This is a genomic window from Hymenobacter sedentarius (assembly GCF_001507645.1).
Classification (GTDB): domain Bacteria; phylum Bacteroidota; class Bacteroidia; order Cytophagales; family Hymenobacteraceae; genus Hymenobacter; species Hymenobacter sedentarius.
On the sequence record NZ_CP013909.1, the window covers coordinates 4,348,116 to 4,367,381 of the forward strand.

A 19,266-nucleotide genomic window follows, 5' to 3' on the forward strand; every position below is an offset into this window, starting at 1 on the left:
AGGGCCAATCACAAACAGAGGATAAGATTATTAGAGGTATTTTAATAGATTCTGTCAATCGGCTACCCCTTGGTTACGCCCGAGTACTACTGCAAGAAATTGAAAAGCTCAGAACCGTGGTTGTCACTGCTTCGACATCAAGTGGTGCATTTGAGTTTAAATCTCCTATGGGAAAGCGACATCAACTTGTCGTTGCCTGTATCGGCTACCGGTCCCGAACCATCCAGGTTCCAGCCTTGGCTACCCCAACGCTCGACCTGGGCACCATCGTGCTGGCTCCCAGCGCCACCGAGCTCAGCGAAATCCAGGTAGTGGCCCCAAAGCCCCTCACTGAGCAGGACCTCGACAAAATCAGCTACAACGTGGACGCCGACCCGGAAAGCAGTACGCTTACGGCCCTGGAAATGCTGCGCAAAGTGCCCCTGCTGACCGTGGATGCCGACGATAACCTGCAGTTCAACGGCCAAGACAGCTACCAGGTGCTCATCAATGGGAAACCCTCTGCCTTGTTTGCGCATAGCCCCAGCGAGGTTTTCAGCAGCATGCCCGCGGGCATGATTAAGCGCATCGAAGTCATCACCAATCCGCCTGCCCGCTACGACGCCCAGGGCGTGGGCGGCGTCTTAAATATCATTACCTATCAAAAAAGCCTTAATGGCTACAACGGCTCGGTAAACGCGGGTGCCAGCAGCCCCAAAGGCGCGTCGTACGGGGGCTATACCACAGCCAAGGTTGGGCTGTTTAGCCTCTCGGCCAACGCGGGCGGGCAGGAACGCACCAGCCCCACTTCCCGCCGCAGCATGTTCCGGGAAGACTTCCTCCGCCGAAGCCGGCTGGAGCAAACCGGCACGAGCAACAACAACAGCCGCTCTTTCTACCTGAGCGGCGAGGCCGGCTGCGAGCCCAATGCCCACAATCAGTTGAGCCTCAATTATGGCCTGAGCCAGGGCAGCGGCGCCAATAGCAGCGTGCAGCAGGCCCAGCGGCTAAACAGCACGGGCGAGTTGAAGCAGGCCTACCAAAACCTGAACGCCGGCCAGAATGCCCAATCCGGCTACGACGTGGGGCTGAACTACCAGCACAACTTCAAGGGCAACGAGGCACAGCTGCTCACTCTGGCTTACAAAACGACCGCCAGTACCAGCACCAACGGCTCGGATTTCACGGTGCTGCCCCTGCTAAACTACAAGGGCCGGGTGAGCACCACCCACAACGACGACCGCACCCGGGAGCAAACGCTGCAGTTGGATTACGTGCAGCCCATCCGGAAGCAAACCTTGGAAATGGGCCTGAAAACTAGCTTCCAACGCAACAGCAGCGACTACTTCTACCAAACCCGGGATTCGCTCACCGACGTCTTCGTGCTGGACCCCAAGTTGAGCAACAACTTCGGCTACCAGCAGGCCATCCACTCGGCCTACACCAGCCTCATTCTGAAGAAGAACAAGTGGCGGCTGCAAGCCGGGGCCCGCCTGGAACTCACCCGCGTGGATGCCAATTTCAAAACCTCGGGCACCCTGGCCCGGCAGCAGTATACCAACCTGGTGCCCAGCCTGAACGTCTCGCGCCGGCTCAAGGAGACGAGTACCCTCAGCGCCTCCTACACCCAGCGCCTGCTACGGCCCGCGCTGTACCTGCTCAACCCGTACGTGGACCTGACCGACCCGCAAAACATCTCCTACGGCAACCCTGGGCTGCATTCTACCATCAGCCACGTCTTCAGTGCCAGCTTCAGCAGCTTTGTGAAAAGCACGTCGATAAACGCGAGCCTAACGCACGATTTCACGGCCAGTGCCATCCAGCAGCTCACCACCGTCGCGCCCGACTCGGTGGCCCGTACCACTTCAAGCAACGGCGGCCGAAACCAGCGCACCACCCTCTCCCTAAATAGCAACACCACGCTGCTCAAGAATCTCAGCCTCAGCGCCAACACCGCCCTCGGCTATGCCCGCTTCAGCAGCCAGCTAGGTGGCCGGCCCCGCACCAATGCGGGCTATACCCTCCAGGCCTCCGGCAATGCCAGCTACCGGCTCGGCAAAACCTGGCGCACCAGTGGCAGCCTGGGCTACTCGTCTTCCGGCATTCTGCTGCAGGGAAAGACGGCAAGCACCTTCTGGAATACGGTGACGCTTAACAAGGACTTGCTGAAAAACAACAAGGCGCGCTTCAGCCTTTCCGTCAGCAGTCCCTTCCAGCAGTACCGCCGCACCGCCAGTGAGCTAACCGACCCCACCTTCCAGCAGGTGCAAGAGTCGCGGGTGGTCATCCGCCGCTTTAACGCGGCCCTCACATACCGCTTCGGTAAAATATAGTCGGGCCCGGTACCCGCCACATAGCAAAACTCCCGGCTACGGCCCGCCCAACTGGAATTGGACGGCCCATAGCCGGGAGATTTTTTTCAGTGCCCGACGCTTCGGTGCCCGGTGCCCCCGCCTAGGGCTGGGGCGTGGGGGGCGGCGTGGGCGTGGCCGCGGGCATGTAGTCGAAATGGAACTCGACGCGGCGGTTGCGGGCCATGTTCGCGGGCGAGGTGTCGGGCACCACCGGCTCCGTTTCGCCGCGGCCTTCGGTGATTATGCGGTTGGGGTCGACTCCCTTGCCGGTGAAGTAGCGTTTCACGGCCTCTGCCCGCCGTTCCGACAAGGCCTGGTTGTACTCCTCGGTGCCGCGGCTGTCGGCGTGGCCCGTGATGCGCAGGTTGTAGTCGGGGTGGGCAGCGAGGGCGCGCACCATCCGGGTGATGGCCGGGTACGAGCGCCGGTCGATTGTGGTACTGTTGGTCCGGAAGCGGACCGGTACTTCCAGGGCCTTGGTTTTCGAGTCGATGGCCAGCGGGCAGCCCACCGAATCGACGCGGGCACCGGCGGGGGTATCGGGGCAGCGGTCCAGGCTGTCGAGTACGCCGTCGCTGTCCTTGTCCACCACCAGCGGGCAGCCATTGGCATCCACGGGCGTGCCGGCGGGCGTGCCGGGGCACTTGTCGTTGGGGTCGGCCACGCCGTCGGCATCGGTGTCGGGGCAGCCCTTGAGGGCGGCGGTACCGGCCGCGTCGGGGCAGGCGTCCTCGCTATCGCGCACGCCGTCGTTGTCGCGGTCGGGGCAGCCTTCCAGCGTGGGCAGGCCTTTTTCGGTGGGGCACTTGTCCTGGTAGTCGGGCACCCCGTCGGCGTCGGCGTCCAGCGGGCAGCCGTTGGCATCCACTTTCACGCCGGCGGGCGTGCCGGGGCATTTGTCTTTGCGGTCGGGCACGCCGTCGGCATCAGTGTCTTTGGGCTTGCCCACCCCAAAGGTCACGCCCAGGGTGTGCTGCAGGTAGCGGTCGTCAATCTTGTTGGCGTCCCGGTTAAACTCGCCGTCGATGTTGCCATTGAGCGGGAAGTGCTGGCCGGTTTGCAGGAAGATGCCCACCGCATCGCTGAGCCGAAATGTGATGCCGGCCGCCCCAAAGGCGTCGAAATAGGTTTTGTTTTCGTCGATATTCCGGCCTCGCACCTGGCCTTCCCGGCTCGTGAAAGCCAGCCCCGGGGCCAGCAGCAGGTAGGGCTGCACCACGGACTCCTCTTTCAGCGCCCAGCCGTTGTTGAGTTTGAGCTTCAGGGCCAGGTTCACGTTCACCACGCCGGTGTTGAAGAAGGTGGAGGAACTCTGGCTGCCTTTCAGCTTAACATAGCCCAAGTGCAGGCCCAGGTCGGCACCGGACGTGAGGTAGCGGTTGATGCCAATGCCGGGGCCGTATTTGTTGCGGTCCCATTTCCAGAAATCGGAGCCCAGGCTGCCCTTGTACTGGTAGGCGCTGCCGGAGAGGCTCACGGCCGTTCGCTGGTCGGAATTCTGTGCGCGCCCCTGCGAAGTTGCCAGCACCGTCACGCACAGTAGGGCCAGCATGCGGAGTAGAGTAAGTCTCATAAAGCAGTGGGGAGTTAAAGGGTCCGAACGCAATGCCCGGCCGGGCACGCGCAAATACATCGGATATACTTATTTCATTACATAAGGTTATGGATGAGATAATTAACAAAAATTGCAACACTTAATAATTGTCGAATGCTAGCGGAGCGCCACCGTGTAGTGCCCGCGAAATTGAGCTGTTCGGCAAGTGGCACCGCTCCTGTTTTCAGCCCCATCTAATGAATTCGCCTGCGGCTCACGGTGGTGGCCTCCTCTTGCCGCCCGTAAGCAGTGGCTGAGCTTGGCCAAGAGCTTGTCTACCAAACCAGTTGGCTCACGTAAACAAGCCTGACGTTTCATTCAAGCCTTGATTGCGATGAAGCCACTTGCTTGTTTGGGTTGGGCCGCCGTGCTGCTCGTGCCCACGGCGTGCAGCTACGAACTGGCCGAACGGCCCACGGGCGGCCCGGTAGATGCGGCAGTCGACAAAACGGCTCCCACGGCGGCCCCCTTGCGCGACATCCGGTGGGAGCTGAGCGAACTCAGTGGCAAACCGGCGCCCTTTTCGGAGCAAACCCCGTTTCTGGTCTTGCACGACGGCCGCGCCCGCGCCGAAGGCCGGGCGAGCTGCAATAAGTTTTCGGGGCCTTACACGGCGCCTGCCCAGGGCCAGCTCCGGCTGGGCCCGCTGGTCACGACGCGGAGCGCCTGCCCCGACCTCACGGCCGAGGCCGCCTTCTTCCAGGCTTTAAATAAAGCGCGACACTACCGCATTCGGGGAAATACCCTGAGCCTCTACCCCGCCGATACCCTGGGCGGGCCGTTGGCTCAGTTCCGAGCTGCCCCCAGAAAGAAGTGATGGAGCGAAGCTGATACCTGAAACTACGCCTCTGCGCAGAGCCGGGCCTCTTTCTTCAAGGAATTGCAGACTGCCTGCCCTCGGAAAGGCGCGGAAAGCTGCTAGAACAGTCTGCTTACCGATACCCTTTGAATGAGAAAAGCCCCTCCTGCTAGTGCAGAAGGGGCTTTTTGGTGGTGATGCTAGGAATCGAACCTAGATCAAGAGCTTCGGAAACTCTCATACTATCCGTTGTACGACATCACCGGGCCTGGATAGGGCTGCAAAAGTAGCCACAAAAGCAAGGGCGACCAAATATGCGGCATAATTCTCGGCGCCTTATCCGCATCTGTAAAAACCCAGGGGGCGCAAAACCAGTTAAGTCAACCGTGTGCTTGCTTTAAAACCTCAACCCTTAACATCCTTTTATGAAAAAGAACCTGTATACGGCCGATGCCTCGGCCGTTGGTGGCCGCAGCGGCCACGTCCGCTCCGCCACGGGTGCCATTGATATGGAAATGTCGGTACCCGAAGGCTTGGGCGGAAAGAAAGGCGCCACCAACCCCGAAGAGCTGTTTGCCGCCGGCTACGCTTCGTGCTTTCAGCAGGCGTTGCTCGTTACGGCCCTGAAAGCCGGCGACACCCTCGATAAGGAAAGCACCGTGAAATGCTCGGTGACGCTGTTCCAGGAAGGCGACGCCTTTGGGCTCAGCGCCATCCTCGACGTGGACCTGAAGAAGTTCGACGAAGAAAAAACCATTGCCATGGTGCGCCAGGCCCACCAGATTTGCCCCTACTCAGTGGGCACCCGCGGCAACATGGAAGTGGAGCTACGCGTGTTGGGCAAGCCCCTGCCAGTAGCAGCCGAAGAAAACCTGGGCGTAGCCGAGCATAAATAGTTGTCGGTTGCTCGTTGTCAGTTGTTAGCTCAACTGGAAGCGGAGTATGAACTCTCGGGCCGTCCTGCCTGGTGGTACCTCACCCCCGCCCCCCCTCCAAAAGAGAGGGGTGCCACGACTCAATATTTTAGCTTAACTGCAAAAGACGGAAAGGCCCCAGCTCAATTTTGAGCTGGGGCCTTTTGATTTCTTCACGTCAGGCTCCCCTCTCTTTTGGAGAGGGGCCGGGGGTGAGGTGCCACCCCTGCCCGGCATGATTAGCAAAAAAAGGCCCGCCTGATAACTCAGGCAGGCCTTTTTACTAACAACTAATAACGAGCAACCGGCAACTAAGCCGTAGCCAGTACTTCTTTCACGCGGGCGGCGGCATCCTTCAGCAGTACGGCCGAAGAAACCTTCAGGCCGCTTTCGTCGATGATGCGGGCACCTTCTTCGGCGTTGGTGCCTTGTAGGCGCACGATGATGGGCACCCGGATGTCGCCGATGGCTTTGTAGGCTTCTACTACGCCGTTTGCCACCCGGTCGCAGCGCACGATGCCGCCGAAGATGTTAATCAGGATGGCCTTCACATTCGGGTCCTTCAGGATGATGCGGAAGCCGGCTTCTACGGTCTGGGCGTTGGCTCCACCCCCTACGTCGAGGAAGTTGGCCGGCTCGCCGCCGCTCAGCTTGATGATGTCCATGGTGGCCATGGCCAGGCCGGCGCCATTCACCATGCAGCCCACGTTGCCGTCGAGCTTCACGTAGTTCAGGTTGTTCTGGCTGGCTTCCACTTCCAAGGGGTCTTCCTCGTTGAAGTCGCGCAGGCCCACGAAATCCTTGTGGCGGTACAGGGCGTTTTCGTCCAAGGTTACCTTGGCGTCAACGGCCAGGATTTTGTTGTCCGAGGTTTTCAGCACGGGGTTGATTTCAAACATCGCGCTGTCGGTTTCGTCGTAGGCCTTGTAGAGGGCCGTCACGAACTTCACCATTTCCTTGTGCGCCTCGCCTTCGAGGCCCAGGTTGAACGCGATTTTGCGCGCCTGGAACGGCTGCAGGCCCACGGCGGGGTCCACGTGCTCGCGGTTGATTTTCTCGGGATGCGCCTCGGCTACTTCCTCGATGTCCATGCCACCCTCGGTGGTGTAGATGATGACGTTTTTGCCCGCCGTGCGGTCCAGCAGCACGCTCATGTAGTACTCCTTCGGCTCCGAAGCGCCGGGGTAGTACACGTCCTGGGCCACCAATACCTTGTGCACTTTGCGGCCTTCGGGGCCGGTTTGCTTGGTGATGAGCTGCATGCCGATGATGTTGCCGGCAATTTCCTTCACCTGCTCGAGGTTTTTGGCCAGCTTCACTCCGCCCCCTTTGCCCCGTCCGCCGGCGTGGATTTGCGCCTTGATGACGTACCAGCTGGTGCCGGTTTCGGCGGTTAGCCGCTCGGCGGCGGCCACGGCCTCCTCGGGCGTATCGGCCACGATGCCTTCTTGCACGCGCACGCCGTATTTTTTCAGGATGTCCTTACCCTGGTATTCGTGAATGTTCATAAAAACGGTAAAGGGGTGGTTTAGCTAGGCTGACTCTCGGTTGGTGGCACGAAAGTACGCCTTAGCCCGTCATTGCCCATACCACCGGGCCAACACGGCTTCGGCGGGCTTGTGCTGGGGCGTGAAATCGGCGTGGCGGCGGGCCGGGCCGTCGGGGGCCAGACCGGGGTACCATTTCCAGATAAACATGCCCTTGAGCCACGGCAGGCCCCAACAGGCCCGGAACATGGCCTCGTAGCAGCGGGCCTGGGTGGCTTCGTCGGGGGTCGCAAAAGCGGCCGTGCGCTCGGGCCATTCCCAGGGGCGGGCGGCGGCATCGGAGGTGGTTTTGTAGCCAATTTCGGTGAAAACCACCGGCTTCTTGATTTTCTTTTGCCAGGCCGCCAAGGTGCGCAGGTGGGGCTGCCAGCCGCGCAGCAGCGTATCGACCGAAGGGCTGGCGGCGTTGCTGAGCGGGAAATACGCCTGAATGCCCACGTAGTCCAGCGCGTCCCAGAACTTGATTTGCTGGTACTCGCCGCTCCAGTTGGCAGCGTAGGTGAGCGGGCCGTGGTACACGCCCCGAATCTGGCGGATGAGGCGGCGCCAGGCCCGGTCGTGGGCCGGCTCGGTGGCGTGCAGCAGCTCGGTGCCAATGCACAGGCCGTCGAAATGCGCCGCTTCGGCCACCTGGGCATAGTGCAGGATGTAGCTGGCGTAGCTGGCAAACCACGCGTCCCAGTTGGCGGGGCTGATCATGTTGATGTCGCCGGGCCAGGTGCCATTGCCCCGCACCCACAGATGGGGCTTCATGAGCGTACGCAGGCCGTGCTGGTGCGCCAGCTGAGCGGTTTGAATGAGGCCGGCATCGCTTTCGCCCCAATACCCACCGCGTCTCGGGCGCCGCTCCGTGCGCACCCGAATCACCGGCTCGGTGGCCCCGGCTTGCCAGCCAAAGGGCATTTGCGCTATCCATGTCACGTGGGCTTTGCGCAGCGGCTCAAGCTCGGCATCTGTAACGGAATCGCCGCCCACCCAGCTCACGCCGCGCAGCCGCGTGCTGTCGAACGTGCCCGGGCCGCCAAACGAAGCAGCCGGGGCCATTAGCTCGCTGGCATCGGCGCGGTTCGCTCCGGCCGTGCCGGGGCGGCGGGGCCACCAGAGGGCCAGCAGCGGCACCACCCCCAGCAACGCCAGCGGTACCCAGCGCCGCCACGAAAAGGAAGGAAGGGCCATGGGGAAGAATCCAGTCAACGGTCGTTTTTTTAGTGAAGCCAAAATCTTGTCTGCGCCAGTTGGTTGGCGACGCAACGGCTAGGGTTCCGCTCCGGCGGGATTGTGCGTAGCTTTGCCACTACTGCACCATTCACGTCTTTTGCTACCCCCCGTTGCTGCAAGCTATCAACATTCACAAGAGCTACAACTCCTTGAACGTACTCAAGGGCATCGATTTAACGATTGAAAAGTCGGAAATCGTGAGCATCGTCGGTTCTTCGGGAGCGGGAAAGAGCACCTTGCTGCACATCCTTGGCACCCTCGACAACCCCGATTCGGGCGAAGTACTGTTCGACGGCGAATCGGTGAGCTCGCTGGGGCGCAACGACTTGGCCCGGTTCCGCAACCGGCACATTGGCTTCATCTTCCAGTTTCACAACCTGCTGCCCGAGTTCACGGCCCTCGAAAACGTGTGCCTGCCCGCCTACCTGGCCGGCCGCTCCGAAAAAGAAGTGCGCGTGCGGGCCCGCGAGCTGCTCGCCATGCTCAACATGGAATTCCGTGCCGACCACAAGCCCAGCGAAATGAGCGGTGGCGAGCAGCAGCGCGTGTCCGTAGCCCGCGCCCTCATCAACTCGCCCGAAATCATCTTCGCCGACGAGCCCAGCGGCAACCTCGACACCAAAAACGCCCAAGAGCTGCACCAGATATTCTTCCTGCTGCGCAAGGAATTGGGCCAGACCTTCGTGATTGTGACGCACAACGACCAGCTGGCCGAAATGGCCGACCGCAAGATTGTGATGCGCGACGGCCACATTCTGGAAGGCGGCTAAGCGGTGCCCGGGTTGAGCTCATTGGCTACAAAAAGCACGTTATCCCAAGCCTGCCGAAGCACCCCTACCAGGTGAGTATTTGCCTCGCTGCAACGAAGCGGTAGAGATGCTTCGGCAAGCCCGAGATGACGCTGGTACGCTTCCCTCCTCGCCCGCTGCTAGCTCACTCAGGGAGTGGCCACAAACCATTTATCGCCGGAGTCGTCCAGATTGTGGCCTTCCACTTTGCCCCGGGTGGCGGCGTCGCCGGCGTAGTAGTACAGGGGGCGGCCCTTGTAGGTGAGCTGCTCGCGGGAGGTAGACCCGGTGCCATAGGGCCCGGTACCCGCGCTCTGCTCGCGGGTAAGAGTACCAAAGTTGCTGGCTGACAGCGTGGACGGCACCGCGGGCGCGCTCATATACAGCGCCGGCCAGATGGCGGCGCAGCCGCCCGTGCAGTTGGTAGCCTGCGTACTTGAGCTGGTGTTGTCTTTGGCAAAAAAGTACAGCGTGCGGCCCAGGGCATCGGTCAGGTAGGTTTTGGTGCTGACGGCGTGGGTGGTTTTGTCTTCCACGCTTTTGCTGGCCAGCACCACGCCGTAGCTTGGGTTTACTACGTGCCAGATGCCGCCAATGCCGTTGCCTCCGGTCTGGCCAGCGGCCTCGCGGGTGTACACGCCGCTCGCGGCCGGGGCGTAGTAGTAGAGCGGCCAGCCTTTATAGGTGGTTTGCTGGCGGCCGTCGGCGGTGGTTTTGGTGGCAAAGTCTTCGGCTTTCAGGGCCTTGGGCACTTTCAGGTTGGCCTCGTAGTACACGGGCCACAGGGGGTTGCAGGTGGCGCTGGTGCAGGTATTGGCCCCGTCCACGTCGCGGGCAAAGAAGTAGAGGGTATTGCCGCTGGCATCGGTCATGTAGGTGCCGAGCGTGGCAGAAGTAGCGAGCTTCACGGTCGCTACAGCATCGGGGTCTTCGGCGGGCGCGTCGCCGTCCTTTTTGCAGCTAACTAAGGCCGTGCTCATCGAGCCGAAGAGCGCCAGGACCAGCCCAAGCAGCCAGAAGCGCATCAAGAAAGATTGTGTTGGTTTTACCATGACGGAGTTGTGTTTAAGCTTTTGAAAAAAGGCGGCTGAATGATTCTTGAGCTAAAAAACAGGGCACAAGAAGTCACGTCCTCGGCCATGGGAATGGCGGGGAAGGCAGGCCAGGCTAGGCGCTTGGCCAAATGGAAAAAGGACGACGAGAACTACCGGTCGGCAGTGAGCGGAGAGCGGCCGGAAGTCGGCGCCGACTTCTGTGCTAACTCCCGGCAAAAAAGCCAGCCAGTGCAACCACAGGCAGCGCCGGCGGAAAGCCAGCCAAGCGTGCCTGTTGAGGGTTACATATAGATACTCGGAGGCAGCCGGAAAAAGGTTGTTTTGGTTGGTTTAAAATCCTTAAGCAGCCGCATTGCCCAGCAAAAACACAGAGCCAGAGCACACTGCCCCTGGCCCGATTATGGCTAGTCTCAAAGGGCCTTGCACTGAGCTGGCGCTCTCCCAACCTCATTAGCTTTAACTAATTTTAATAACCAGCACAAACACTTGATATACAGCAATAAAATTTACTAATATTTATGGCTTTCTTGGCACGTTTCGTGCAAGCTGTTGGTTATACATCCGAACATCAGTTGGACACATTAATAAAAAACACAGCCATGACCGAGGCCACCAAAACCACCAAGGACATTACCAAAAAAGTTAAAATCGAGAGCTTGGATTTGAGCCGCTCCGACGAGACGCTGGACCTGGCGAAGGACCTCGCTAAGTTCATCAAGGACAACAAGCTCACCACGAATGTGCAGGGCAAGGAGTTTGTGAACGTCGAAGGCTGGCAGTACGCTGGCTCGCGCCTTGGCATTGTGCCCATCGTGGAGCACGTCATCAACGTGAGCAGCGACCAGGAACTGAAATACCAAGCCAAGGTGACGCTGTTTGACATCCGCCACCAGCTCACCGTGGGCGCCGGCTTTGCCGTGTGCTCCAATAAGGAGAGCGGCAAGAAGTTCTACCAGGAATTTGCCATCATGAGCATGGCCCAGACCCGGGCCATCGGCAAGGCGTACCGCAACTGCCTAGCTTGGATTATCCGCGCCGCTGGCTACGAGCCCACGCCGGCTGAGGAAATGGAGTACAACACCAACACGCCAGCAGCGGCACCCGCTCCGGCAGCAGCTGTAGCCCAGGCCGTGCCCGCCATGCAGGTAGTTCCCGCCGAAGTGCCGGCAGTAGCCGCCGAGCAAGCCGCGCCGGTGCAGTACGCCACGGCTTCGCAGAAAGAGGAAATCATCCGCTTGCTCAACCATCCGGTGATTACCCGTCCGGAGAAGACCAAGATGCTGCTCAACATCAACCGCCTCGATGAGGAGCGCGCCGTGCAGGCCATCGCCAAGCTGCGCAAAGCCATCGACGACCGTGAGAACGGCGAGAAGGCCGCCGCCTGAGCTTCGGCTTAATTCAAACGAAAAGCCCGGCACCTTGCGGTACCGGGCTTTTCGTTTGACCCTTTTTAAAAGGGCGTTGGGCTGAAATTATCCTAAGCATTGATAATAGATGCCTAGCGGTTTGCAGGTGGTGCGCACCAGAGCGAAGTCCCTACGTCTCACCCTAGAATAGACCAAGCGCCCGATTAACCTTGCAAAGCAACCGGGACAACTCCTGGGTTTTATTCTTTGCTCACCCTCACCATTTTTTCTTGCCCCTGAGCTGAAATAATGCGCAGCAGATAAGTGCCGGGCAGCAGCGCACTGGTATCCAATAGGTCCAATCCAGTGGCACTGGCAGTCTGTTTCCAGCAGACTTTTCCTGTTACGTCGGTCAGCGTGAGCTGACTGCCCGTGCCGGCTCCGCTAACGGTGAGCAGGTTGGCGGTTGGGTTGGGAAAGGCCGTGGCCGTCTGGCTGGCAGTTGCCCCAAAGTGCACTGCCCGCACCTGGCTATAGGAGAAAGTACTGTCGAGGTCCGTACTCCGCAAGCGGTAATAATTGACCTCGGAAGTCGCCCGCGTATCAACAGCGCTATACTGTTTAGGGGAAGTACTAGTGCCAGCAGCTGCCACGTCGGCAACGGTATGCCAATCGGCGATACCAGTACTGCTGCGCTCCACCCGGAAACTTTTGCTGTTGTGCTCGCTGGCGGTGGCCCACTTGATGAGGGCATGGCCATTTTGATTCGCCACCATGAAACTCGTCAGGGTGACTGGCAGAGGTGCGTTGATATCCTGTATCGCAACGGTGTTTGTGACCATATCAATGGCACCTGCCGTAGTCAGGGCGCGGCCGTAGAGTGTGGCCCCGGTGTGAAAGCTGATAGCCCCATGCGCTAGCAGCGTCCCGCGGAAAACAGAGTTGGCGCCCAGCGTAACTGCCCCCTCGACCTGCCAATAAACGTTGGCCGCAGAGGCTCCATTAATCAGCTTAACATGGGACAAGTCCCCAGTGGTTAATGCACCGTTCAGCTTGATGATAAAAAGCGCGTTGGGGTTATTCTGCGCATCCAAGACCAAGTCACCCGCCAGCGTTGTGGCGGCCCCCAGGCAATACACGTTGGGCGTGAGTACCTGAGGAGCTCCAACCGGTCCTCCCAACACGGTTAGGGAGTTATCCGCACAAGTAATGGCGGACATTTGGCCGTAGGCCACGGCCACATCTGTCGCGGCTTGCGTCGCGTAGGCATCGCCGGTGCCGCTGTTTCCGACATATACTGCTCCTCCAATTACGGTTCCGGCCGGAGCCCCCCCGAAACCAGTTACCGGGGTGGAGCCCGTGCCCACATCGCCTGTGACAACGGTGGCCCCGGAGTTGTCGAGGCGGCCCACAGCCGTGAAAACCGCGAAGGTTGAAGTAACGCCCAGGGCAGGAGCCACTACTTGCCCCATGCTGGTTTGGGGTAAGGCCGAAAGCGAAGTGAGAGCGCCTAGTAAGAGTAGTATTTTTTTCATGATAGCAGTGTTGTAGGAATGGAAAATATGGTCACGTCGGAAAGGGTACTCGGCGGCTGAGTTAGCCATTGCCGGTAACCATAGTTGTTTTAAGGAGCAGTTATTTAGTGTTTTAGAACCTTCGATAGACTTGTACGCCGGAGTTGCGGGCCAGCCTGTGCTCCCAAACATTAAGGCTGCGGCACGTGGGCCTTGCTCACGTGGAGTTGTGCTGCGGGTGGGCCCGCACAAATTGATGGTGCCCCAAAGGCGGCAGTTGCGCTGAAGCTTCTAGCCTCGAATACTTGGCCCGCAGCGTCTACAACTACCCCAGCGGGCTGGTCGCGGGCTGAGCGCCGGCGCCAACTGCCCATTTCCAGCGGCTGCCTGCGCAGGCTTGGCCACGAATAAGTTGCTCCGACCCTGGCTGGCCCAAGGGGTGATACGGAAAGCTGCTACTTCACTGAAAAATCTTGCTTCTAAGAAGTTTACTGCAGCGTAGCCCGTGATGTCTTTAACTTGGATATTACCAGCACCCGTCGAATGGGCGCCCTGCTTGCCCACGGGACTTTGGGCCCGAACGTGCCGCGCCACCAGCAACAACGAGAATAATACGACCAGTGCAACTATTTTTAGCAAGTTGATATACTGCACGTTGTATACTTTGCCAGTAGTTGATTTGCCGGGCAGGTTAATCGAACGATAAGCAATTGGCGTAAAGGGTAGATTCATTCGGTGACGCGGAAGAGTATAGGGACAAATGTATCTGTCACCCTTCCGGTTACTCCGTAAAAGTCCTACCCTAAATGCGGTAGCCAGCCTGCTCTAGGCCTCTGGCTGGCCGGTTCTTGCTGCTGCTTCCGCCCGCAAATCAGCCAAAATGGTCTGTACGAGTTCTTCGTCCAGGGGCTTGTGAATGATGCCGGCTACGAGGGCGCAGTCTTGTGCTCTGGTCGTATCGGCCAACGCCAGCGAAGAAGTGAGCAGGTAGATTCGGCAGCGGCCTTGCAGCGCGGCCGCATAAGGAGTCAAAGCCATCAGAAAGCCCCACCCATCCAGCACCGGCATATTCAGGTCCAGAAAGATAACCCGGGGCACCGCAGTGGCTATGCGCGGCACCAGGTAGGCGAGGGCCTCTTCGGCGGCGGTGAACGCCCGGATGTCATCGGCAAATCCCTCCGTCCGCAGCACGTGCTCGGTCAGGAAAAGGCTGATAGGGTCCTCGTCGATAAGGTAGGTGCGCATGCTAGTGCCGGTCGAGGTGAATCAGAAACCGGGTCCCAAAATTCAGGTCGCTGGCCACTTCAATCTTGCCGCCCATTGCTTCCACGTGGGTTTTGACCAGGAACAGGCCGATGCCCCGGCCGCGCTGGTTGGTGTGGAAGCGCTTATAGAGCTGGAATACGTCGGAACCCGCCTTAAACATGTCGAAGCCGGAACCATTGTCGGTAAAGCTGATGGTGGGCCCCCCATGGTCTCCGGGCTCGCAACTGATATCCACTTTCAGCGGGCGCGCGGCGAAGCGGTACTTGATGGAGTTCGACAACAGATTATAGAAGATGCTGTAGAGATAGGCGCGGTTGCCGTGCACGACAAGGCCCGCCGCTATGTCGAGGTTAACCCGGCCGCCGCATTGCTGCAACGCCTCATCCAGGTTGTTCACCGCTTGCGCGCACACGTCCACCAGCGGCATCGTTTCCTGCGCCTGAATGTCCTGCTTATCCCGAATGGACAGCACCAGGTTCAAATCCTTGAGTACCTCATCGGCCTGGCCCATGCTCTCGCGCAGGTGGGCCAGCGAAACCGTAAACGCCTCGCTGTTTTTATCCACTTTGGTGAGCATTTTGGCCAGGCCCAGGGCATTGGCCAGGGGCCCGCGCAGGTTGTGGGAAATGACGTAGGTGAACTGCTGCAAATCGCGGTTGTGCCGGTACAGGTCCTGGGTCATTTTGGCCTGGCTGGCCTCGATTTCCTTGCGGTAGTTGATGTTTTGCATCAGGGCCACGAACTGGGTCAGCTCGTCGGCGTCGTTGTAGATGGGGGTGATGTCCATGGCCAGCCACAGCTTTTGCCCCGACTTCTTGTAGTTGAGGATGGTCACCGAAAAGGGCTTCCGGCGCTTCATCCGCTCGCGGATGCGCTGCACCATGGCCGGGTCGGTTTCGGGCCCCTGGAGCATGGCTCCCGGCCGCTGGCCCAGCATCTCGGCCAGGGCGTAGCCCGTGTGTCGGGTAAAGGCGGCGTTCACCCATTCGGTGCGCCCCTGCGCGTCGGTGATGACGACGCCGTTATCGGTGCCCTGGGCCACCAGGGCCAGCAGCTTGAGCTGTTTATCTGCCTCCACCCGCTCGCTGATGTCCGAGAAATAGATGGATAGCCCGGTGGCAGAAGGATAGGCTTTGAATTCCAGCCAGCGGCTTTCACGCGCAAAAAAGGTCTCGAATTGTACCGTTTTTCCAGTTTCGAGCGCCTGCTCGTATTGCCGGCGGTAGGTGCCGTTCGCTTCTTCGGGGAATAATTGCCAGATGTTTTTCCCCAGGCTTTGCTCCCGGCTCAAGTTAATGAGCCGCTCAGCTTCCCGGTTGATGTAGGTCAGGTTCCAGTCCTTATCCAGCGAAAAAAATGCATCCGTAATGCTTTCCAAGGTCGTGGTGAGCGCCGTCGCCTGCTGCTTGATCAGGTTCTGCGCCGCGGCCATCTCCGTGATGTCTTCCGCCGCCACGTGCAGCCCAATAATCCGCTCCTCCACCACCAGCGGTATTTTGTTCACCTTCAGGTATTGCTCGCCGTACTGGCCCTGCACCGTTACCTCAAAGTGCACTTTATGGCCGCCGATGGCTTCCTTAAATTTCTCCCCAAACAGGGCCCGTACTTCGGCCGGCAGGAAATCGTGCAGATGCTGGCCAATGACTTCGTGCTTGGCTTTGTGGAGAAAGGTCAGGAAGGCTGGGTTGATGTCCAGCACCAAGCCGTTGATGTCCTGAAATACCGCCAGGGTGGGGTTGTTTTCGAACAGCAGCCGAAACCGCTGCTCGCTCTGGGCCAGCTCGAAGCGGTTGTGCGCATGGCCGGACTCTTGCTTCAGCATGTCGTTGTCGTCGCGGTGGCCCATGGGTGCGTTCATTAAACTAAGTTCTGGTTGCCCCGGGACCAACCAGGGGCGCGTGGGCACGCCTCCTAACTGGAAGCAACACCGGTTTAAGCCCGAAACGGAATAAGCCGTTCAACAGCAGAAGGGCTGCCAGGCAAAGGTCTGGTAATCCAAGTGCGCAATTGCACAAAGCATCTACCCTAAATTCGGGTCAGGCCACGCCGCTTATTTCTGCCAAAGCCAACCGTATCGGCGAACCTGCCGTTAGCTGAACATTCATGCCGGAAACCCCGCTCATCCCCAGTTTCATAGTTAAGCAAAAGTAAGGTTAATTCCTCAAGGATAACCGCCAGGACCACGGCCCGCACCCTTACGCGCCGTTTCGGCATGGACACCCGCAAATAGGGTAGGAAATGAGCCTACTCCCCTTTGGGGTTCAGCCTACCTTCGCCAGATATCTTCCAAAGAACTTATTAGCGGTTTCTATCACGCGGTAAAGCAGTTGGCTCCCGTAGCAATGGAGCAAAAGGGCACGTCCGAAAGAGAAGAGTAAAAAATAATATATTATTCATTAAGTACAGAAATTAGGTGTGGTGTCATTATTACTAGGTATTGTGGAGGATGACCTGAGCGTGCTCGAATCTCTGAGGAATTATTTCAGTCAACAACCGGAAATCTGCGAGGTGCTGGCGGCCGATTCCATCGAGGACCTGCTGGAGCAGCTGGACGAGGCATTGGTGCCGCAGGTGCTGCTGCTCGACATTGGCCTGCCCGGCATCAGCGGCACCGAGGCCCTGCCGCTGCTAAAGGACAAATACCCCGCCATGGAGGTGATAATGCTCACGGCCTACGAGGACGTGGAGCACATTTACCAGGCGCTCTGCTGCGGCGCCACCGGGTACATGGCCAAGTTTACGCCACTGGCGCAGCTCAAGGAAGCCGTGCTGGAAGTGGCCCGGGGCGGGGCGCCCATGAGCCGGGCCATCAGCCGAAAGGTGCTCTCGCACTTTCGGCCCACGCCCACCACGCACTCCGATTTGCTGACCCCGCGCGAGCGGCAGGTCCTGCAGGGCATCGTGGACGGGCTCAGCGACAAGGAAATCTCCACGCGCCTCGATTTGTCGACGCTCACCATCCGCACCCACGTCAAGCACGTATACCGCAAAATGCAGGTCAACAGCCGCACGCAGCTGCTCAGCCAGCACCTGCGCGGGCTGGTTTAGCCTCTAAAGGGCCATTTCAGTGGAGCCGGGGTGTGGAGCGGCGCGCAAAACCGGACCCGAAACCCGGGACCGTCGGCCCGCGGCGCCGCATCCAATGTGCCCCCCACGGCGAGAGCGCGGCGCCGCATGTTGCGCAGGCCCATCCCAGCCTGGGCGGCCAGGGGCATTGCGCGGCCATCGTCCTGAACCTCCAACACTACGGAGTTTTTTTGACGATACAGGCGTACCGCCGGGTAGACAGGGCTTTGCGCGTGGCGAACGGCATTGGTGGTAGCTTCCTTAAATACCAGGTAGAGTTCTTGTCGCAACCGGGCCGGCAGCATCGCTACATCCTCCATTCCCTCCACTGCGAAGCGGATGTGTAGCGAAGTGCTCAGCGCCAACTGGTCGAGCATGTCGCGCATGCGGTCTTCCAGCGCGTTCATCGTATCGGCCTCGGCATCCAGCCCCCACGCCACATCGCGCAGGGCTGAGCAAGCCGAGCGGGTGGTATGCAGCAGCCGCTCCAGGCTGACTTCGTCTTCGCGGGGCTGCATCAGCAGGGTTTCGGTTTGCAGCTGAATACGCAGGAGCAGCGACCCCAGCTCATCGTGCAGATTAGCGGCAATACGATTGCGAATTCGCGCCTCCTGCTTCCGGGTTCGCAACTGTTGGCGCATCAGGTACTGTGTTAGCCAATAAAGCAGGCTTCCTAACACGACTAAGGCAGTTATCCCGACCACCAGTGCTTGCCTTGAAGCATCTGCCCCAAATGTGGCATACAGCTGTAGCTCGGTCATATAGCCGGCTGGGTTGGGAACGAACTAAGCATAACATCCTATCTATAATAGATAAATAAATGGGTTGAGCTAACTGACCAAAGGCACGGGGCAACGGCGGGAATTGTTTCTGCCCTAATGCATAGCTCTATAAATAAACTCAATTACATAACGCCTGCAATTTACCAGTTGTTTAAGCTAACACGGCGACCAACGGTATTATAAGCACGACCAACCCGTCTTTATGCACGGCAAACCGATATGATCCGCCCCTGATTGAATATGTTTTAACGAAGGGATGACTAAAAACCGTATTGTCGCTTCAGCCAGGCAATAGCACCTGATAAGTCGTTAAGAACCCCTTCAAAACGGCTGTTGGAGCTTCTGGAGGCAGCAAGGACGAGTTGCGCATCGCCATTTAATCCAGCTATATCAGCAGCAGTTTTCTGACTGTGCAGCGGTTTCGTTCTTACACTGTAATTATTTGAAAATAAATAATGTGAGCTCAATCTATGGCGGCGCTTACAAACCCCAAAAGCCATTGAGCGCTTTCGCCGCACCGAAAATGAAGGGTAGAGCCCCAATAAGCGGCCCCAAACACCCATTCATGGTCGCGTGCATCGCTGGGGTAGCCGAGGCAGGGCTTTTTCATCCCCGGATTTCCTCAATTAGTCATTAACCTGCCCCAGCGAACGAGCGCTACGGTACCTTTCACGGTGTGCTCGATAGGACTGCACTCCGTGGAGTAGTTCCAACGGTAATAATACACGCCTGGAACAGCTTCTGCTTTGGACCAGAAGTCGCCTTACTGGCTGGTGCTGAAAACCTGCAGCTGAAACGTGCGCGGGGACGCAAGCCTCAGTTCACCGCCCGCCACGCTCAGCCCGGCCGGGCTGAGCGTGGCGGGCGGTGTGGGCCACCGTGCAGGTTGGGCCCTGGTTGAAACGCACCCGGATAAGCGGACTGGCGTTGCCCACGCCTGCCACGAAATTCACGTCCTCGTCGCCATCCGGGTCAGCAATTGCCACTGATGTCGCTGCGTGCATGGCTTCCGCCGAAGTGGGGTGAGCAGCGGCTCTTTCGGCC

General features: G+C 59.2%; 16 protein-coding genes and 1 tRNA gene. 6 read left to right on the forward strand and 11 right to left on the reverse strand.

The genetic code is table 11. The features are described from left to right. Positions 1-236 precede the first annotated feature (236 nt). A complete protein-coding gene (locus tag AUC43_RS17780) occupies positions 237-2,312 on the forward strand; it encodes an outer membrane beta-barrel family protein (RefSeq protein ID WP_068196799.1) in 2,076 nt (691 codons plus the stop codon). Positions 2,313-2,433: 121 nt separating this feature from the next. Here the strand turns inward: AUC43_RS17780 and AUC43_RS21820 are convergent, their stop codons facing one another. Beyond that, positions 2,434-3,906 carry an OmpA family protein gene (locus AUC43_RS21820; RefSeq protein WP_199243471.1) on the reverse strand — a complete coding sequence of 491 codons (1,473 nt, stop codon included), beginning with the start codon at positions 3,904-3,906 and terminating at the stop codon, positions 2,434-2,436. Positions 3,907-4,261: 355 nt separating this feature from the next. Here AUC43_RS21820 and AUC43_RS17790 point away from each other — a divergent pair, with 355 nt between their 5' ends. After that, on the forward strand, positions 4,262-4,744 hold the full coding sequence (locus AUC43_RS17790; protein ID WP_082685187.1) for an META domain-containing protein: 483 nt from the start codon (positions 4,262-4,264) through the stop codon (positions 4,742-4,744). Positions 4,745-4,915: 171 nt separating this feature from the next. Here the strand turns inward: AUC43_RS17790 and AUC43_RS17795 are convergent. After that, positions 4,916-4,990: transfer RNA gene (locus AUC43_RS17795), tRNA-Arg, on the reverse strand. Positions 4,991-5,151: 161 nt separating this feature from the next. On the opposite strand from AUC43_RS17795, the gene AUC43_RS17800 reads away from it, so the two are divergent. Further along, the gene (locus AUC43_RS17800; RefSeq protein ID WP_068196811.1) at positions 5,152-5,622 is read left to right on the forward strand and encodes an Ohr family peroxiredoxin; all 471 of its coding nucleotides are present in this window, start codon (positions 5,152-5,154) and stop codon (positions 5,620-5,622) included. 329 nt (positions 5,623-5,951) lie between these two features. Here AUC43_RS17800 and sucC read toward each other — a convergent pair whose 3' ends face one another. Then, entirely contained in the window at positions 5,952-7,148 is a 1,197-nt protein-coding gene (gene sucC / locus AUC43_RS17805; RefSeq protein WP_068196814.1) for an ADP-forming succinate--CoA ligase subunit beta, read from the reverse strand. 69 nt (positions 7,149-7,217) lie between these two features. After that, the gene (locus AUC43_RS17810; protein WP_082685188.1) at positions 7,218-8,363 is read right to left on the reverse strand and encodes a glycoside hydrolase family 113; all 1,146 of its coding nucleotides are present in this window, start codon (positions 8,361-8,363) and stop codon (positions 7,218-7,220) included. Between the two features lie 152 nt (positions 8,364-8,515). On the opposite strand from AUC43_RS17810, the gene AUC43_RS17815 reads away from it, so the two are divergent. Then, the gene (locus AUC43_RS17815) at positions 8,516-9,175 is read left to right on the forward strand and encodes an ABC transporter ATP-binding protein (RefSeq protein WP_068196816.1); all 660 of its coding nucleotides are present in this window, start codon (positions 8,516-8,518) and stop codon (positions 9,173-9,175) included. Between the two features lie 167 nt (positions 9,176-9,342). On the opposite strand, the gene AUC43_RS17820 is transcribed toward AUC43_RS17815, so the two are convergent. Then, positions 9,343-10,218, reverse strand: coding sequence for a COG4315 family predicted lipoprotein (locus tag AUC43_RS17820; protein ID WP_068196818.1), 876 nt, complete (start codon positions 10,216-10,218; stop codon positions 9,343-9,345). Positions 10,219-10,820: 602 nt separating this feature from the next. Here AUC43_RS17820 and AUC43_RS17830 point away from each other — a divergent pair. Beyond that, positions 10,821-11,633 (forward strand): hypothetical protein, encoded by an 813-nt coding sequence (locus AUC43_RS17830; protein ID WP_233254046.1) that lies wholly within the window; start codon positions 10,821-10,823, stop codon positions 11,631-11,633. Between the two features lie 221 nt (positions 11,634-11,854). On the opposite strand, the gene AUC43_RS17835 is transcribed toward AUC43_RS17830, so the two are convergent. The 4 genes from AUC43_RS17835 to AUC43_RS17845 all read right to left on the reverse strand — a co-directional run bounded on the left by AUC43_RS17835 (position 11,855) and on the right by AUC43_RS17845 (position 16,232). Then, a complete protein-coding gene (locus AUC43_RS17835) occupies positions 11,855-13,129 on the reverse strand; it encodes an ice-binding family protein (protein WP_199243472.1) in 1,275 nt (424 codons plus the stop codon). 270 nt (positions 13,130-13,399) lie between these two features. Beyond that, positions 13,400-13,840, reverse strand: coding sequence for a hypothetical protein (locus AUC43_RS21110; protein WP_157781157.1), 441 nt, complete (start codon positions 13,838-13,840; stop codon positions 13,400-13,402). 93 nt (positions 13,841-13,933) lie between these two features. Next, positions 13,934-14,353: a response regulator gene (locus tag AUC43_RS17840; RefSeq protein ID WP_068196832.1), complete on the reverse strand. Its 420-nt coding sequence runs from the start codon at positions 14,351-14,353 to the stop codon at positions 13,934-13,936. A 1-nt stretch (position 14,354) separates the two neighbouring features. Then, on the reverse strand, positions 14,355-16,232 hold the full coding sequence (locus tag AUC43_RS17845; protein WP_082685191.1) for a PAS domain S-box protein: 1,878 nt from the start codon (positions 16,230-16,232) through the stop codon (positions 14,355-14,357). A gap of 560 nt (positions 16,233-16,792) precedes the next feature. Here AUC43_RS17845 and AUC43_RS17850 point away from each other — a divergent pair. Beyond that, positions 16,793-17,422, forward strand: coding sequence for a response regulator (locus AUC43_RS17850; protein WP_199243473.1), 630 nt, complete (start codon positions 16,793-16,795; stop codon positions 17,420-17,422). Here AUC43_RS17850 and AUC43_RS17855 read toward each other — a convergent pair. Then, on the reverse strand, positions 17,419-18,069 hold the full coding sequence (locus AUC43_RS17855; protein WP_199243474.1) for a sensor histidine kinase: 651 nt from the start codon (positions 18,067-18,069) through the stop codon (positions 17,419-17,421). The two genes, AUC43_RS17850 and AUC43_RS17855, sit on opposite strands and share 4 nt — an antisense overlap. Before the next feature lie 974 nt (positions 18,070-19,043). After that, positions 19,044-19,208: a hypothetical protein gene (locus tag AUC43_RS21115; protein WP_157781158.1), complete on the reverse strand. Its 165-nt coding sequence runs from the start codon at positions 19,206-19,208 to the stop codon at positions 19,044-19,046. Between the last annotated feature and the right edge of the window lie 58 nt (positions 19,209-19,266).

What these genes read in the sequence shown, in the direction of transcription:
- AUC43_RS17810 (WP_082685188.1), bottom strand. Translation starts at nt 8,363, where the DNA reads ATGGCCCTTCCTTCCTTTTCGTGGCGGCGCTGGGTACCGCTGGCGTTG.
- AUC43_RS17845 (WP_082685191.1), bottom strand. Translation starts at nt 16,232, where the DNA reads ATGAACGCACCCATGGGCCACCGCGACGACAACGACATGCTGAAGCAA.
- AUC43_RS17835 (WP_199243472.1), bottom strand. Translation starts at nt 13,129, where the DNA reads ATGAAAAAAATACTACTCTTACTAGGCGCTCTCACTTCGCTTTCGGCC.
- AUC43_RS17820 (WP_068196818.1), bottom strand. Translation starts at nt 10,218, where the DNA reads ATGCGCTTCTGGCTGCTTGGGCTGGTCCTGGCGCTCTTCGGCTCGATG.
- AUC43_RS17800 (WP_068196811.1), top strand. Translation starts at nt 5,152, where the DNA reads ATGAAAAAGAACCTGTATACGGCCGATGCCTCGGCCGTTGGTGGCCGC.
- AUC43_RS21820 (WP_199243471.1), bottom strand. Translation starts at nt 3,906, where the DNA reads ATGAGACTTACTCTACTCCGCATGCTGGCCCTACTGTGCGTGACGGTG.
- AUC43_RS17790 (WP_082685187.1), top strand. Translation starts at nt 4,262, where the DNA reads ATGAAGCCACTTGCTTGTTTGGGTTGGGCCGCCGTGCTGCTCGTGCCC.
- AUC43_RS21110 (WP_157781157.1), bottom strand. Translation starts at nt 13,840, where the DNA reads ATGAATCTACCCTTTACGCCAATTGCTTATCGTTCGATTAACCTGCCC.
- AUC43_RS17840 (WP_068196832.1), bottom strand. Translation starts at nt 14,353, where the DNA reads ATGCGCACCTACCTTATCGACGAGGACCCTATCAGCCTTTTCCTGACC.
- sucC (WP_068196814.1), bottom strand. Translation starts at nt 7,148, where the DNA reads ATGAACATTCACGAATACCAGGGTAAGGACATCCTGAAAAAATACGGC.